General features: G+C 67.1%; 13 protein-coding genes. 9 read left to right on the plus strand and 4 right to left on the minus strand.

Annotated features, from left to right (window positions below):
• Nucleotides 1-64: 64 nt before the first annotated feature.
• Complete coding sequence (locus LVB77_RS16305; protein ID WP_232907130.1) at nt 65-3043, minus strand: TonB-dependent receptor; 2979 nt, start codon at nt 3041-3043, stop codon at nt 65-67.
• A gap of 39 nt (nt 3044-3082) precedes the next feature.
• The gene (locus LVB77_RS16310) at nt 3083-4480 is read right to left on the minus strand and encodes a transglutaminase-like domain-containing protein (RefSeq protein WP_232907131.1); all 1398 of its coding nucleotides are present in this window, start codon (nt 4478-4480) and stop codon (nt 3083-3085) included.
• Nucleotides 4481-4740: 260 nt separating this feature from the next.
• On the opposite strand from LVB77_RS16310, the gene LVB77_RS16315 reads away from it, so the two are divergent.
• From LVB77_RS16315 to LVB77_RS16340, 6 genes are read left to right on the plus strand one after another with little or no spacing between them, the layout of a single operon-like run.
• Entirely contained in the window at nt 4741-5898 is a 1158-nt protein-coding gene (locus LVB77_RS16315; RefSeq protein WP_232907132.1) for a DUF819 family protein, read from the plus strand.
• Between the two features lie 4 nt (nt 5899-5902).
• On the plus strand, nt 5903-7306 hold the full coding sequence (locus LVB77_RS16320; protein WP_232907133.1) for an SH3 domain-containing protein: 1404 nt from the start codon (nt 5903-5905) through the stop codon (nt 7304-7306).
• Between the two features lie 30 nt (nt 7307-7336).
• Nucleotides 7337-8434: a dipeptide epimerase gene (locus LVB77_RS16325; RefSeq protein ID WP_232907134.1), complete on the plus strand. Its 1098-nt coding sequence runs from the start codon at nt 7337-7339 to the stop codon at nt 8432-8434.
• A 19-nt stretch (nt 8435-8453) separates the two neighbouring features.
• Nucleotides 8454-9305 (plus strand): MurR/RpiR family transcriptional regulator, encoded by an 852-nt coding sequence (locus tag LVB77_RS16330; RefSeq protein ID WP_232907135.1) that lies wholly within the window; start codon nt 8454-8456, stop codon nt 9303-9305.
• A 12-nt stretch (nt 9306-9317) separates the two neighbouring features.
• Entirely contained in the window at nt 9318-10079 is a 762-nt protein-coding gene (locus LVB77_RS16335; RefSeq protein ID WP_232907136.1) for a L,D-transpeptidase family protein, read from the plus strand.
• A 39-nt stretch (nt 10080-10118) separates the two neighbouring features.
• Entirely contained in the window at nt 10119-11363 is a 1245-nt protein-coding gene (locus tag LVB77_RS16340) for a cation:dicarboxylase symporter family transporter (protein ID WP_232907137.1), read from the plus strand.
• Between the two features lie 49 nt (nt 11364-11412).
• Here the strand turns inward: LVB77_RS16340 and LVB77_RS16345 are convergent, their stop codons facing one another.
• Nucleotides 11413-12045 carry a class I SAM-dependent methyltransferase gene (locus LVB77_RS16345; RefSeq protein ID WP_232907138.1) on the minus strand — a complete coding sequence of 211 codons (633 nt, stop codon included), beginning with the start codon at nt 12043-12045 and terminating at the stop codon, nt 11413-11415.
• Nucleotides 12046-12152: 107 nt separating this feature from the next.
• Here LVB77_RS16345 and LVB77_RS16350 point away from each other — a divergent pair, with 107 nt between their 5' ends.
• Nucleotides 12153-12800, plus strand: coding sequence for a TetR family transcriptional regulator (locus LVB77_RS16350; RefSeq protein ID WP_232907139.1), 648 nt, complete (start codon nt 12153-12155; stop codon nt 12798-12800).
• A gap of 207 nt (nt 12801-13007) precedes the next feature.
• Here the strand turns inward: LVB77_RS16350 and ssb are convergent, their stop codons facing one another.
• Nucleotides 13008-13550 carry a single-stranded DNA-binding protein gene (ssb, locus tag LVB77_RS16355; protein WP_232907140.1) on the minus strand — a complete coding sequence of 181 codons (543 nt, stop codon included), beginning with the start codon at nt 13548-13550 and terminating at the stop codon, nt 13008-13010.
• A gap of 808 nt (nt 13551-14358) precedes the next feature.
• Here ssb and LVB77_RS16360 point away from each other — a divergent pair.
• On the plus strand, nt 14359-15381 hold the full coding sequence (locus LVB77_RS16360; RefSeq protein WP_232907141.1) for a sigma-54 dependent transcriptional regulator: 1023 nt from the start codon (nt 14359-14361) through the stop codon (nt 15379-15381).
• Entirely contained in the window at nt 15381-15986 is a 606-nt protein-coding gene (locus LVB77_RS16365) for a hypothetical protein (RefSeq protein WP_232907142.1), read from the plus strand. The genes LVB77_RS16360 and LVB77_RS16365 overlap by 1 nt, the downstream gene beginning before the upstream one ends.
• The last annotated feature ends 2 nt before the right edge of the window (nt 15987-15988 follow it).

The raw sequence follows: 15988 nt of genomic DNA on the forward strand, positions 1-15988 counted from the left end.
ATCCGTAGAGGACCGCGGGAAAGATCCGGCGGTACGCGCGAGCGCGGACCGCCGGCGAGGGGACTTAGAAGTTCAACGAGACCGTCAGCTGCGCATGCCTGGGTTCCTGGAAGCTGGTACCCAAGCCGAACCGCTCCCCGGGCGTGCCGATGCTGTCCTGCGGCTCGAGATCTTGATCGACTGCCAGTTCACGCTGTTGATTGAAGAGGTTGTATAGCGCGAACTTAACTTTGAGGTCAGCACGCCCCATCTTGGCTTGGTAAGTCACGCTCGCGCTGAGGTCGTAGGTCCAATCGGTGCGTCCGTAACCACCGCGCGGCGACAGTACGTACACCCGTTGAGACGAAATTCCTTTGCAGTTCTGCACGCAAATGTAGTAGCTGTGGAAGTCGGTCTCATCAAACGGATTTCCCGCACCGAAGCCGGTAATCGGCGAGCCCGACTTCACGTCGAGCGTCGCACCGAATAGCCAATGATCGCCGACGGCATAGGCGCCACGCAGCTTCAGCTGGTGTCGCCTATCGTTCGCCAGGTATCCAAACCCGTTGTAATTGACCCACGGATTGTCGAAATTCTCGGTGCGCCCACTATCGGCAAAATCCGTATCCGAGTTCACCGGCCCCTCTGCATTGCCTTCGTTCTTGGAATAGGTGTAAGACGCGTTGAACGCCCATTTCCCGTCCCAAGCGCGATCCAGTTGCAACTCCACAGCTTTGTAAGTACGACGCGGCTTCACCCAGCCTCTCTGTCCCAGGTAATTACCCAGGCTGTCGTACATCGCCCAGCCCTCGCGCGAGGTGTCGATATCGATCCAGCCGTCATTGCTGCCGTCGCAATCGGTGTCGCCCCACACCGTATTGACCCTACCGGGGTTGCCCATGATCCAAACGCCATCAATCGGCCCGCAGCGCCCAGTCGCCGTGATGTTCATGTCATCGATCGCATCGTGCAACTTGCGATAGGTACCGGTGACGCCCCATGACCAATGGTCTCCGAGCATCTGTTGAAAGCCAAGAATGGCCTCATCCTGATAGACCGGCTCCATATCACGATTCACTTCGGCCTTTAGGTCCGGCACCGTACCGTCGCCCTGTGAGTTATCCACCGGCCCGATCTGACCACCCAAAATCGGAATATTCCCCGGACCCGCTCCATAGCCAAGGAATTCGTACCAAGTGCGCTCGTCGAGAAATCCGCCTGCCTGCTTGATATTGATGACATTGGCCACGGGCAGGAAGTAGCGGCCGACATTGCCGAACAGCTTGGTGGTGCCGTCGCCCTTCATATCCCATGAGAAGCCGAAGCGGGGGGCGAGCATGTCGTCGATCTTGATGTAGCTCCCTCCGTCGGCGCCTTTGTTGTCGAACGCCTCCAGGCGCACGCCGAGGTTCAACAGAAGGTTGGGGGTGACGGACCAGTTGTCCTCGAGGTAGTAGGCTGTGTTAAGAGTTTCAAAGCTTCCATCCACTTCAAGTCGGCGCGTGCGGACCACCAGCCCGCTGGCCGGGACCACTCCGCCGTTCAGCGATGTGCCTGGATTCCGGTAATACACGTCGTACCTGTAGCCACTGGGCCCGGGGTAGTAGCGCTGATAGTCGGAAGTGTTTTCCTCGCGATCCATGCCGAATCGCAGCCGATGATCCCCGATCTGCCACTCGAAATCCGCGCGCGCGGCTTTACGATTGTCAATCGCGTTCTCGATCAAAGAGCTGGATGTGCAGCCGCGATCTCCTTGCATATTGACGGGAACTCCCTGCGCCAGCGAGCGGTTCTCGAACACTCGATTGCAGGTGATGTCGTTGAGACTGCTCTGCGCGCGCTCGCGTTCATTCTCGCCGTAGAGCAGCTTCATCGAGAAGCTATCGCTCAGATAGCCTGAGTACGAAGCCGCCCAGTTGGTGCCGCCGCTGTCGTTGTATATCTGGTTCGTTCGATCTCCGCGGCTACGGGTCTCGAACACGTATTCGTAGACGTCTGTTGTGGTCCGGCTCTTGTCCGAAAACCCGAATACTGACAACAAATGATCGTCGTTGATCTGCCAGTCCAGCTTCCCGCCCCAGAACGGATCGTCAGCCTTGCCCGTGTTGTAGAAGGTGCCCGCATCGTTAGTGTTGCGAGGCGTATAGTCGCGCGCCTCGTACATGCCGAAGAAGAACAAACGATCCTTGATCAGGGCACCGGAGGCAAACGCATTGAGCGTGGTGCGGCTGTAGTCGTCCTCGCTGGCGGCCAGGTAACGCTCGCCGTCGATCCCAAAACGGTTCTTGGACGAAGACTGCCAGGCTCGCGGCTCGAAGTTCAGCTCAACGCCTGCGCGGAACTCGTTGCCTCCCGAGCGCGTCACGGCGTTGATCACGCCGCCGGTGCTGCGACCGAACTCGACCGAGTAGCCGCCGGTCTTGACCTGGAATTCCTTGTAGAAATTGAAAGGTACCGACGAGAACCCGACCCGGTTGTAGAAGTCGGTGACGTTGAGACCGTTGATGTAGACGGTGTTCTCCGCCACCGACGAGCCGCCGAAAGACAGCCCCTGCCCGCCCAGGGAACCTTTGCCCTTGACCACGCCCGGGGCCAGCAGCGCCACCGACACCACGTCACGCTCGACCGGCAGCACGTCGATCTGCTCACGGGTGATATTGGTCGCGATCTCCGTCGAAGACACATCCACCGGACTGATCCCTCGCGTCCCCACCACCTGCACCGCGGCCAAATCCGTCGCCGCCTGGGCGCCGACGTTGACGTTGGTGGTGGTGCCCAGCGAGACCGTGACCGGCGTCGGCTCGCTGGCCGCGCCGTCGCTCGTGGTCTGCAGCGTGTAGCGGCCCACCGGCAGGAACGGGAAGCGGTAGTTGCCCTGTTCGTCGGCCTTGATGGTGCGGGTGAAGCCGGTGTCCGGGCTGCGGATCGTGACATCGGCGCCGGGCGTGGTGCGGCCGGCCAGCGAACCGTCGTTATTGGCCGCCGACGCGCTCATGGCCATCGTGCCGAAGCAAAGCCCCATCGCGATGCAGAGCGCGGTCTTCCTCATCGTTGTTGCGCGCATGTTTCCCTTTCCCCTAGAGCATGGCCGAGTGAGCTGCCGCTACGGCTTGTCGCCGGACAGCGGCAGTACCTGTGCGTTGAATCGGTAGTCCCACTGGTCGAAGTAGAGGTTGCCCCCTGCCCACTCCACTTCGCCGCGTTGCGAATCCACGGTTTCCGAACGGAAGTGCCGTTTGGCCGGGACCAGCTCGGTCCCGTAGTCGTCGTTGAACGCGATGCGGTAGGCATCGAGTCCGCCGAAATAGAACCACTCCACGCCCGGATCCTTGGCGCCCGCGAAGCGTCCGGTGGTCACGTCCATCGGCACCCAGCCGTAGGGCGCCAGGTACAGCCAGCCCCAGTCGTGCAGGTTGTCGTAGGCGCCGTCGGAATAAACCATGCCCGACTGCCAGCGCGCGGGGATGCCGTTCAAACGCAGCAAGGCCATCAGCAGCAGCGTCTGCTGGCCGCAATCGGCGTGGCCGGCGTGCAGCGCGTAATCGCTGATGTTGGACAGCGTGGAGTACTCGCGCGCGCCGGCCCAGGGGATGCGGTCGACGGCCGTAAAAAGTTTCTGCGCGATGCGTGCGGGGTTGGTCTCGTCGCCGACGACGTCGCGCGAGTAGCGGCGCAGGGCCTGCGTGTAGACGATGTGCGGCGCTCGCTCGCCCAGGTAGGGCGCCAGCTCCGGCCGCTCGCCCAGCGCCTGGACTTTCTCCGGATCGAGGCGGTGCACCTGGCCGTAGACGGTGAGTTCGTAGTCGATCGAGAACGTGGTCGGCTGGCCCGCCTTTGCGACCTGCTCCAGATAGACCGTACGCTGCAAGGTGGATTCGGGTGCGACCCGGTGCGCGGCGGGCGCACTGCGCAGGAGCACGAGATCTTCCTGCTGGCCGGGCCGCAGGCGCGGGTACGGGATCCACGCGCGCACGGTTTCGCCGCTGGGTACGGCGTCGGCATCGACCACGATGGACTGGGTCACGCGCACGCGGCGCGGGGCGACGCTGCTCTTGCCGGTGGCGCGCGCTTCGCGCAAGGCTTCGTCGTGATAGGCGTTGGCGCTTTCCATCGGGCCGCTGTTGGGCGTGCGCTGCGGACGACGGCGCGCGTCGGCCGCGGGATCGAGCAGGAACAGGTTGGACACGGCGCGCGTGAAGTAACGCGACTGGCCGTCGATATCCAGATGTTCGAGCACGTTGGCGCGCTTCCAGGCGGCGAAATCCTCGTCGCGCAAGTCCGGCACCAGTTCGGCGAGCTTGCTGCGGGCGTCGGCCTCGCTGAGCGGGAAGTCCAGACGGATGCGGCGCATGCGCTCGCGCTGGAACTCCAACGCCGCGCGCGCCTCTCCGCTCAGGGCCGGCTGCTTCAATGCGGCATCGATAGCATCCGCGGCTTCGCGAAAGCGTCCGGCGTCGATCAGCGCCACGATCGGGGCGGGACCGCGGTCGTAACCGGCCACGGCCGCAGCCGGCACAAACAACAAAGCAGCCAGGCACAACGCTGGCACAGCTCTGCGCGGGGCACGGGCCGCGGGCGTCGTCGAATCGAGCGCAAGCACCGAACGTTCCACGTCGCAGCCGACCCTCTAAGGACCCAGTCACGGCTGTGTAACATGGCCGGACGGGCTGGTCAATAATTTATTCTTGACAAATTCCGTTTGTGAAGTATGTATTCCCACTGAGCCGGTCGCGACGCGAGCGGCGCCCACGAGGGGACGCGATGATCGAAACGGTCTGGCCTTATCTGGCGGTGGTGTTGCTGGCGGCCGGCCTGTTCCCGTCGCTGGAGCGGCGCTACCGCTGGCGCCTGTTCTCGGTGCTGCCGCCGATCGTGCTGACCTATCTGTTCGTCACCGCGCTGGCGGTGGGCGGCCTGTGGCGCGCCACGCCCGAGATCGCCAACGCGCAGCGTCAGCTCACCACGCAACTGCTGCCCGCCCTGCTGTTCCTGCTGATGGTCGGCTGCGACCTGCGCGCGATCCTCGCCCTGGGCCCGCGCATGCTGGCGGTGTTCGCCTGCGCGATGGCCAGCATCCTCGCCGCGATCGTGCTGGCCTACCTGATCTACCGCAACGCGCTGCCCGCCGACGGCTGGAAGATGCTGGCCGCGCTCAGCGCGACCTGGACCGGCGGTTCGGCCAACCTGGTCGCGGTGCAGCAATCGATCGGCCTGCCCGACGCGCTGTTGCCGCCGGTGCTGCTGGCCGACGCGCTGTGCTATTCGGTGTGGGTGGTGCTGTTGTTCTCGGCGGTACGCTTCGCGCCCGCGTTCAATCGCTGGACCCGCGCCGACGAACGCGCCCTGCCCGTCGCCGCTGCGCCGCAGGCCGGCGGCGAATCCAGCGCCGGCGGTGTGCTGCTGTGGCTGGGCGTCGCCCTGCTGGTCGGCAACGGCGCGATGGCCTTGGCGGCCTGGCTGCCGGCGCAGGGCTTTCTCACCGTCACCGCCTGGACGGTGCTGATCGCGACCGTCGTTGGTTTGGTGCTGGCGCGCACGCCGCTGGCGGCTTCGCCGGTGCCGGCGCCGCTGGCCGGCGCCTTGCTGGCCTGCCTGGTCGCGGTGCTGGCATCGCAGAGCAACTTCGCCGGCATGTCGGCCGCGCCGCTGTTCGTGCTGGTGGGCTTCACCGTGCTGGTGCTGCACGTGGGCCTGTTCGCGCTGGCCGCGCGGCTGTTCCGTTTCGATCTGTACCTGTGCGGGATTTCCTCGCTGGCGCAGATCGGCGGCATGGCGACCGCGCCGGTGTTGGCGGCGACCTACTCGCGCGCGTTGGTGCCGGCGGCGGTGTTGTTGGCGATGCTGGGCCTGGTGCTGGGCACCGGCATCGGACTGTTCATGGCCGGCGTGCTGTCCGGCCTTTCGCCCACGGGAGTCTGATCCGATGCGCGCGCTCCACCTCCTGCTTACCGCGGCCGCCCTGCTCGCCGCGGCGTCGCAGCCGCTGGCGGCGGCGCCGCCCGCCGCGTTTCCCATCCCCGCCCATGGCGTGATCGGCGTGGAGGAACGCCAATTGAATGCGGATTACTGGATCGACCGGCAGGCGCGCGCGGATCGCGTGGTGTTGAACGGCGCCGCGATCGCGGCGCAGAACCTCAAGCTGCGCGAACTCGACCCCTCGGTGCACGATCTGGAAGCGCTGCCGAAGACGGCCACGCGCGAACAGGTCCGCGAGTGGATAGCCTCGGTGTCCGAACGTCCCGCCCAGGCGCTGTACGACGAGCGCGGCCAAGCCATCGCGGCCAGCGTGCTGGACGCCTTGCCGACCACGCTGGATCTGGACGCGATACCGGCGCAACAGCCGCTGCGCTACGGCCTGATCGTGCAGCGCGCCGACCTGCGCGCATTCCCGACCCGGCTGCGCGTGTTCAACTCGCCCGACGACCACGACATCGACCGTTTCCAGGAGAGCGGCCTGTTTCCCGGCGACCCGGTCGTGATCGCGCACGAAAGCCGCGACCGTCAATGGTGGTTCGTGGTCAGCCCGGCCTACACGGCGTGGGTCGAGAAACGCTACGTCGCCGAGGGCGACGCCGCGGCGGTGTTCGGCTACGGCCGGCGCACGCCGCAACTGATCGTCACCGGCGCCACCGCACGCACCGTGTACACGCCGGAACAACCGCGCCTGTCGCAGCTGCAGCTGGACATGGGCGTGCGCGTGCCCCTGCTGAGCGACTGGCCGGCGGACCGTCCGGTCAACGGCCAGCACCCCTACACCGCGAACGTGGTCGAACTGCCGATGCGCGGCGACGACGGCCGCCTGAGCTTCGCACCGGCGCTGTTGCCCAAGACCCAGGACACCGCGCCGGCCTATCTGCCGCTGACCAAGGCCAACCTGCTGCGCCAGAGCTTCAAGTTCCTCGGCGAGCGCTACGGCTGGGGCCACTCCTACAACGCGCGCGACTGCAGCGGCTTCGTGTCGGACGTGTACCGCAGCTTCGGCGTGCAACTGCCGCGCAACACGCGCGATCAGGCGGTGAGCCCGGCGCTGAATCGCATCGCTTTTGGCGAACAGGACGACCGCGCGGCGCGCATGAAAGTAGTGCGCGAGCTGCAGGTCGGCGACCTGATCTACATCCCCGGCCACGTGATGATGGTCATAGGCGAACGCGACGGCGAGCCCTACGTGATCCACGACACCCTGGGCATCAGCTACCGCGACGCCCAGGGCCGCATGACGCGCGCCCACCTCAACGCGGTCTCGGTGTCGCCGCTGACGCCGCTGCTGTTCGACGAGGCCCACAGCTACGTCGACCGCATCACCAACATCCAACGCATCCGCCCCTGAGCGCCCTTCCCTTCTAGCCATCGGACCTCCATGAAAATCACCGATATCCGGTTCGGCATGCTGCGCGTTCCGTTGAAGACGCCGTTCAAGACCGCGCTGCGCACCGTCGACACGGTCGAGGACATCGTCGTGTCCGTGCACACCGACAGCGGCAACGTCGGCTACGGCGAGGCCGCGGCCACCGCGGTGATCACCGGCGACACCCACGGCTCCATCATCGAGGCGGTACGCAAGTTCATCGCCCCGCGCCTGATCGGCGAGGACATCGCCGACCTCAACCGCCTGACCCAGCTGGTGCAGGGCGCGCTGGAGAAGAACACCAGCGCCAAGGCCGCGGTCGAGATCGCCCTCTACGACCTGTGGGGGCAACTCTATGGCGCGCCGCTGTACAAGATGCTGGGCGGCGGCGACCCGGTCATCACCACCGACATCACCATCAGCGTGGACTACATCGACAAGATGGTGGCCGACTCGATGAGCGCGGTCGAACGCGGCTTCGAATCGCTGAAGATCAAGGTCGGCAAGGACATCGGCGTCGACATCGAACGGGTCAAGGCCATCTACGCCGCGGTCGAGGGCCGCGCCCTGCTGCGCCTGGACGCCAATCAGGGCTGGACCGCCAAGCAGGCGGTGTACGCGATCCAGCAGCTGGAGGACGCCGGGGTGCGCCTGGAGCTGGTCGAGCAGCCGGTCAAGGCCCAGGACCTGGACGGCATGAAGTACGTGACCGAGCGCGTGCATACTCCGATCATGGCCGACGAGAGCGTGTTCGGCCCCACCGAGGTCATCGATCTGATCCGCATGCGCGCCGCCGACATCATCAACATCAAACTGATGAAGACCGGCGGCATTTCCAACGCCATCCGCATCGCCGACATCGCCTCGCTGTACGGGGTCGAGTGCATGATCGGCTGCATGATAGAGACCAGCATCAGCGTGGCCGCGGCCGTGCACGTGGCGGTGGCCAAGGCCAGCGTGATCACCAAGGTCGACCTGGACGGGCCGTCGCTGTGCGCGTTCGATCCGGTCGACGGCGGCGTCAACTTCAACGAGTCGGAGATCTCGATCACCGACGCGCCCGGCCTGGGGATCCGCGAGATCCGCGGCCTCGAACCCCTGCCCGGCTGAGCCCAGGACCGCCCCGCCCATGTCGCCGTTGTTGAAAATCCGCGCCGAGCGCGACCGCATGTCGGCGATCGAGCGCCGCATCGCCGATTTCCTGCTCGACAACGCCCACCTGCTGCGCGACTACTCGTCGCAGCAGTTGGCCAATGCGCTGGGCATCAGCCAGTCCAGCGTGGTCAAGTTCAGCCAGAAGCTCGGTTTCAAGGGCTATCCCGACCTCAAGTACTCGATCGGCGAGGCGGTCGCGCGCGGCAACGGCAATGGCGAGGACCATGCGCCCACCGCGGCCGGCGCCGACGATCCGCACACCGCGCTGGCCGAAGACCTGTGGCATCTCAAGGCCCTGGCCGAAGCCGAAACGCGGCTGATCAATCCGGCCGACCGCATCGACGCGATCGCCGCCACCATCGAACGCGCGGGCAAGGTCTACATCATCGGCCTGGGCGAGGACGGCATTCCGGCGCGCGCGTTCGCGACGCGGCTGTCGATGCTGGGCATCGTCACCGTGCATTACGTCGATGCGATGCTGATGCAGGCCGGCATCTCCAGCGCCGCCGCCGGCGACGTGCTGCTGGTGTTCTCCGAGCACGGCCGGCAGCCGGCGCTGTGCCAGATCGGCCGACGTTTCCGCGAGCGCGTCGGCCAAGTCATCACCGTGACCCGCCACACGCCCAACCCGCTGCGCGCGCACGCCGACACCGCGCTGGTGGTGTCGGCGCACGACGAGCGCCGGCATATCGAGCCGTTGCTGTACCAGTCGGCGCTGCAGCACCTGCTGGACCTGATCTTCGTACTGCTGTGCGACGCCAGCGACCACCGGCGCCGCCAGCTCGACCACAACCTCGAGCGCATGCAGGATCTGCTCGACAGCTGATTTCGAGGCCGCATGCGCACGCCACTCCGCACCGCCCTGCTGATCACCGCCCTGCTCGCCCTGGCCGCCTGCGCCAGTCGGCCGCCGACCGCCGCCGTGCCCTGGAGCAATGCGCGCCAGCTGGTGCTGGTGACCACCGACGGCTGGGATGCGAGCCAGGGCCGCCTGCGCCGCTACGAGCGCGACGGCGGCGGCTGGCGCGAGGTCGGCACGGCGACGTCGGTGACCGTGGGACGTAACGGCAGCGCCTGGGGCCTGGGCCTGCACCCGGACCAGAACGACGGGCCGCAGAAGCGCGAAGGCGACGGCCGCGCGCCGGCCGGCGTGTTCGCGCTGGGCACTGCGTTCGGCTACGGGGCCAGCGCGGCCACGCCCATGCCCTACCAGTCCATGGGCGCGGACGACTATTGCATCGACGTCAACGAATCGCCGCTGTACAACCGCATCGTCGATGCCGGCGCCGTCGGCCAGGCCGCGGTGGCCGGCTCCACCGAGCCCATGCGCCGCGACCTGCACGCGGGCGGCGACCAGCGCTACCGGCTGGGCCTGGTGATCGAGCACAACCCGCAACGCCGTCCGGGCGCGGGCAGCTGCATCTTCGCCCATCTGTGGAAGGCGCCGGGCGAGCCGACCGCGGGCTGCACCGCGATGGCCGATCCGGCCATGGAGCAATTGCTGGCCTGGCTGAGCCCAGCGCGGCATCCGGTGTTCGTGCTGTTGCCCGAGGCCGAACTGCGCCGCCTGGGCCGCGACTGGCATCTGCCGGCGCCCTGATCCACGCTGTCCGCACTTCACGCACAGAGTCCCGTCCGCATGTCGATGACCACCCGCGTCCTGCTCGCCCTGATCGCGGGCGCCGCTGCCGGCCTGATCCTGGTCGCGCTGGCGCCCGACGCCGCCCACAGCGCCGCGGCGGTGATGCAGCCGATCGGCAAGCTCTGGCTCAACGCGCTGCAGATGACGGTGGTGCCGTTGGTGGTGTCGCTGGTGGTGATCGGCGTGACCTCGGCCAGCGACGCCGCCGCCTCCGGGCGCACGGCGCGGCGCGCGATGGTGGTGTTCATCGTGCTGCTGAGCCTGGGTGCGGCCTTCGCCGCGATCGCCGCGCCGGCGCTGCTGTCGCTGCTGCCGCGCGACGCGGCCCTGGTCGATGCGTTCCGCACCGCGACCTCGGCGCCGGCCACCACGCCGCCGGCCTTGGGCGACTGGTTCGCGGCGGTGATCCCCAGCAACGTGATCGCCGCCGCCGCGGCCAGCGCGATGCTGCCGCTGGTGGTGTTCGCGCTGTTCTTCGGCTTCGCCCTGACGCGTATCGAGCCGGCCCGGCGCGCGCGCCTGGTCGAACTGTTTCAGGCCATCGCCGACACCATGATCGTGATCGTGCGCTGGCTGCTGTGGATCGCGCCGGTGGGCGTGTTCGCGCTGATGTTCGCCGTCTGCGCGCATGTCGGCGTGGGCATGCTGGGCGCGGTCGGCTACTACATCGCCCTGCAATGCACGTTGTACATCTCGGTGACCTTGATGCTGTATCTGGTCGCGGCCGCCTCGGGCACACCGCTGCGGCGCTTCGCCGCCGGCGTGCTGCCGGCGCAGACCATCGCCGCCAGCACCCAATCCTCGCTGGCCTCCCTGCCGGCGATGGTCGACAGCGCGCGCGTACGCCTGGGCTATCCCCTGGAGATCGCCTCGCTGGTGCTGCCGATGGCGGTTTCGCTGTTCCGCATGACCAGCCCGATCCAGTACATCGGCGTGACGGCGTTCGTGGCCTGGATCTACGGCGTCGACCTGAGCGCGGCGCAGCTGGCCGGTTGCGCCGCGTTGGCGGTGGTGATCAGCCTGGGCTCGGTGGGCCTGCCCGGGCAGGTCAGTTTCATGGCGACCAACATGCCGGTGGTGCAGGCCGCCGGCTTGCCGGTGGAACCGATGGGCCTGCTGCTGGCGGTCGACACCATTCCGGACGTGTTCGCGACCTTGGGCAATGTCACCGGCGATATCGCGGCGACGGGCGTGGTGGCGGGGCGCGAGCGCGCCGCGACGACGAACGACGCCAAGGAATGAACGGCCGCGGCACGACGATCCTGCCGCGGCCTTGGGTCGAACGCCGGACTCAGCCGATCCGCATCGACAGCTCTACATCGTCGGCAAAAGGCACGGACAGATAGCCCGATCCCGGCGCGCGCACCCGCGCGAGGTAGTCGGGGCTGTAGTCGGCGTTGTCGGCCACGATCAACGCGCCCGGCCGCAAGCGGCCCTCGACCAGCGCCAGCACCTCGGGATAGAGCGATTTGGCGCCGTCCAGCAACAGCAGGTCGATCGATTCGGGCAGATCCGAGGCCAGGGTCTGCAGCGCGTCTCCGGCCCTCACCTCCACCAGGTCGAGCAGCCCGCCTTCGGCGATGTGCTGCCTGGCGCGCACGACCTTGGCCGGTTCGAACTCGGTGGTGATGATGCGGCCGCCACCGTTGTCGCGAACCGCCGCGGCCAGATGCAGCGTCGAAATGCCGAACGAGGTGCCGAATTCGACGACCGTGCGCGCCGACGACGAACGCGCGAGCAGGTAGAGCAGACGGCCCGTCTCGCGCGAGACCGGCAGCCACAGGTCTTTCGCACGCTCGTAAAACTCCCGGTACTCGGTCTTGCTGGTCATCAGCCGCAAGCGCTCGTCGCCGGGCATTTCGGCCAGGGCGGGGCTGGTCGCCGCGTCGGCTTCGTCGAAGAGGCGGCCGATCAGGGACGCCAAGGGTTCGATGGTAAGGGTGTTCATATGCATGCCTCGAGTGGGTGGGGTCGCGTACGTGAATCGCGTGTCGACACAATACGAATAATTCGTCATATTTCGTATTCGCATTGGCGGAGCGCCCCATGACGACTCGCAAAACACCCAGGATTTCCTCGCGAAAACAGCCCAAACAGGCACGCTCGAATCAGCTCGTGAGCGCGGTTTTGGAAGCGGCTGCTCAGGTTTTGGCCAAGGAAGGCGCGCAGCGCTTCACCACCGCGCGCGTGGCCGAGCGGGCCGGCGTCAGCGTGGGCTCGCTGTACCAGTACTTCCCCAACAAGGCGGCCATCCTGTTCCGGCTGCAGAGCGACGAATGGCGGCAGACCACCGACCTGCTCAGCGCGATCCTGAAAGACACCGCCAAGCCGCCGCATGAGCGCTTGCGCACCTTGGTCCACGCCTTCGTGCGTTCCGAGTGCGACGAAGCGCAGATGCGGGTCGCGCTCAACGACGCGGCGCCGCTGTATCGCGATGCGCCGGAGGCGAAGCAAGCGCGCGCCAACGGTGAACGCACATTGCAGGCGTTCATGCGCGAAGTGCTGCCGCATACGCCCAGGGCCGCCCGTCAGCGGGCCGGCGACCTGATCGGCACGACCCTGAGCAGCGTGGGTAAGCAGTTCTCGGAATCGCCGCGCACCGCGCCGGAGATCAAGGCGTATGCGGATGCCATGTCCGACATGTTCCTGGCTTACATCGAGCGCGTCGGGCAACGATAAATCGGCATCGCCGCGGTCGCGCAAGGAACGCGGCCGGGTACGTATCGATGCCAGCTGGCTACGTCCGACTTGCAGCGGCAAGCCACAGGGCGCGCCTGCCCGAACCGTGCGCGTCCCGACCGCCGAACCTCGTCGCAAAAAAAAATGGCAGGGAACCCGCAGGCCCCTGCCATCTCGACTAGCGTACCGCGCGAGCCGCGCGGCGAATCAGAACGGGATGTCGTCGTCGGCGAAATCGCTGCCGAAGTCGTTGGACTTGGCCGGCGGCGCATCGCGACGCGGGCCCGAGTCCTGACGGCCACCGCCGCTGTACCCGCCGCCGCCACCGCCGCCGGATTGACGCGGGGCGCGATCGCCGCCACCACCACCGCCGCGGAATTCGCGACCGCCACCGCCGCCACCGCCGCCTTCACCGCCCGGACCGCCCAGCATCTGCATGTCGTCGGCGACGATGTCGGTGAAATACTTCTCGACGCCGTCCTGACCGGTGAACTTGTCGTAACGGATCGAGCCTTCGATATAGACCTGACGGCCCTTGCGCAGGTACTCGCCGGCGATCTCGCCGAGCTTGCCGAACAGCTTGACCCGGTGCCACTCGGTGCGCTCCTGGGTGTTGCCGTCCTTGTCCTTGCGGACGCTGGTGGTGGCCAGGCTGAGCGTGGTCACGGCCATGCCGCCCTGGGTGTACTTGGTTTCGGGGTCGTTGCCGAGGTTGCCGACCAGGATGACCTTATTGATGCCACGTGCCATGAGGATGCGGGTCCTTCTTTAGTTGTCGCCGAAAGCGGGCGATAGATAGTTAAGTATACCCGCCGGCCCCTGACCGTCGGCCGGTGGCTCAGGGCCGTGTCGGAAAATGCCGCACCCAGGGGTAGGCCGGGGCCGTCGGCGCCGCCTGAAAGGCCGCTGTGGCGCGCTTTGGGGCGTTCAGGCTCCGATCCGGAGCCCGCCGACCCGGTCAATGCCGCCCGGCCCGCCCCGTCTCCGGCGGCCTTCCTTCCGCACCACCGATACCCGCGCCGGCGAGCGTCGCCGGGCCGGGGCGCGCCGTCCCAGGCGCGACCCACGCTCGCGCCGCAACCCCTTCTCGCCCGCCCCGCCGGCTTCTCCGACCCGCGGCCACCGGTTCGATAACGGCGACTGGACGCACCGCGCGGTTGCCGACGATGCGCTCGCGAACACGGCTTCAAACACGACCTCGCGAACCACCGGGACGCGACGACGCACACCGGCTCACGCGTCGCCGCGACTCGCGCGACGATCGCCCTCGCGCCGCGATGTCGCTCGCGACTGCGCTTGCGCGCATGCGCGCTAACACGTTAGCGGCATCGTCGCAGCGCATCCCAAGGGAACGCGACGCATCATCGCGCGGTCGTACGCGCACGTTGCGCGCGTACGTAAGACCGATGCGATGCAGGACGCGCACGTACGAAGAAAATCTTTGTCCGGTCGCGCGTTCCATCGCCGTTCTCTTCCCAGTACCCCGAACCACCGACGGCCAGGCAGGCCGGCAGCGACCACGCTGTACGGGTTCGGCGACCCAGGGAAGGAGTGATGTATGCCTTACGGCGAAACGCTAGGACGATCGCCCCACATTCGCGGATTCCTCTACGCCAGCGATGCCTGCGCGAAGGTCGCGGAGCGTTTGCCGGTGATCGCGGGCAGCGATTCCAGCGTACTGATCGTCGGCGAGACCGGCACCGGCAAGGAGATCTGCGCGCAGGCGCTGCACTATCTGTCGCGGCGTTCGGCCGGGCCCTGGGTCGCGGTCAATTGCGCCGCGGTGCCGGTGGAACTGATCGAAAGCGAGCTGTTCGGTCACGTCAAAGGCGCGTTCACCACCGCCCACAATTCCCGCCACGGCCTGGTCAAGGAGGCCGAGGGCGGCACCATGTTCCTCGACGACATCGACTGCCTGCCGTTGCTGGCGCAGGGCAAGCTGCTGCGCTTCCTGCAGCAGCAGGAGTACCGCCCGGTCGGCTGCAACGCCATGCAGCGCTCCGACGTGCGCGTGATCGCGGCCAGCAATCGCGACCTGCGCTTGATGGTGCGGCAGAACAGCTTCCGTCAGGACTTGTATTTCCGCCTCAACGTGCTGCCGATCGCCTTGCCGCCGCTGCGCGAGCGCCGCGAGGACATCGCCCTGCTGGCCGGCCATTTCGTGCAACTGTTCGATCAGGCCCATGGCGGACGTGGCCGCAGGCTCACCTCCGAAGCGCTGCAGAAGCTGCTGGCCTACGACTGGCCCGGCAACGTGCGCGAGCTGCGCCACGTGATCGAACGCTCGGTGCTGCTGGCCGCGGGCGAGCGCATCGACGCCGACGATATCGCCATCGATGCCGATCTCGACGCCGATTCCGGAGCGGACGCGCCGCCCGACGGCATCGCCGGCGAATCCTTCCAATCGGCCAAGAAGCGCGTGGTCGAGCGTTTCGAACGCCAATACATCGAGACCCTGCTGGCCCTGCACCACGGCAACCTCACCCATGCCGCGCAAGCGGCCAAGAAAAACCGGCGCGCGTTCTTCGAACTGGTGCGCAAGCACCACATCGACACGCGCCGCTTCAACGACGCCTCCTGATGAAGCCCGATCCGACCGCCACGGCGCCCAGCGCCGGCAACGCGCTGCGCCACGCATTCGACGCGACCGCCGTCGTGCGTGCGCCGGACACTGCCACGCGCGTCGCGCGCGGACCGAATCGTCCGCTCGCCAGGACAAAAACGCCCTATCGCGCGCAGCCCGTCGCAGCGCGGTTTCGCTGCATCGCGACCCCAGGCACGCAGGACAAAGCGCAACCGCAGCGATCGCAGTCGCCGCTGTCGGCGCGAACGGAATCAATCACTTGCGCGTGCGAACGACTTGGCACGCGACTTGCGCTCTTCAGTCCAAGGCTGGGACGCATGGACGACTACCCCGAAATGCTAGCGATGGTCAGAGCGCTCGCCCGCTACCTGCGGGCGAACCCGAACAGTTCCGATACCGCGGAAGGAATCGCCACGTGGTGGTTCCGCGAGCAGACCGTGGTGGACGGACGCGCGCTGCTCGACGCACTGGATTGGATGCGCGCACGCGGCCTGGTCGAAATGCTCAGCGCCAACAGCACCGGCGAACGCTACCGCTGCATCGCCAGCGCCGACGAGCTGGACGGCGTGCTGCATGAGCTGTCGAGGCGCCGCCTGACATGACG

The organism is Lysobacter sp. 5GHs7-4 (assembly GCF_021284765.1).
GTDB lineage: Bacteria > Pseudomonadota > Gammaproteobacteria > Xanthomonadales > Xanthomonadaceae > Lysobacter.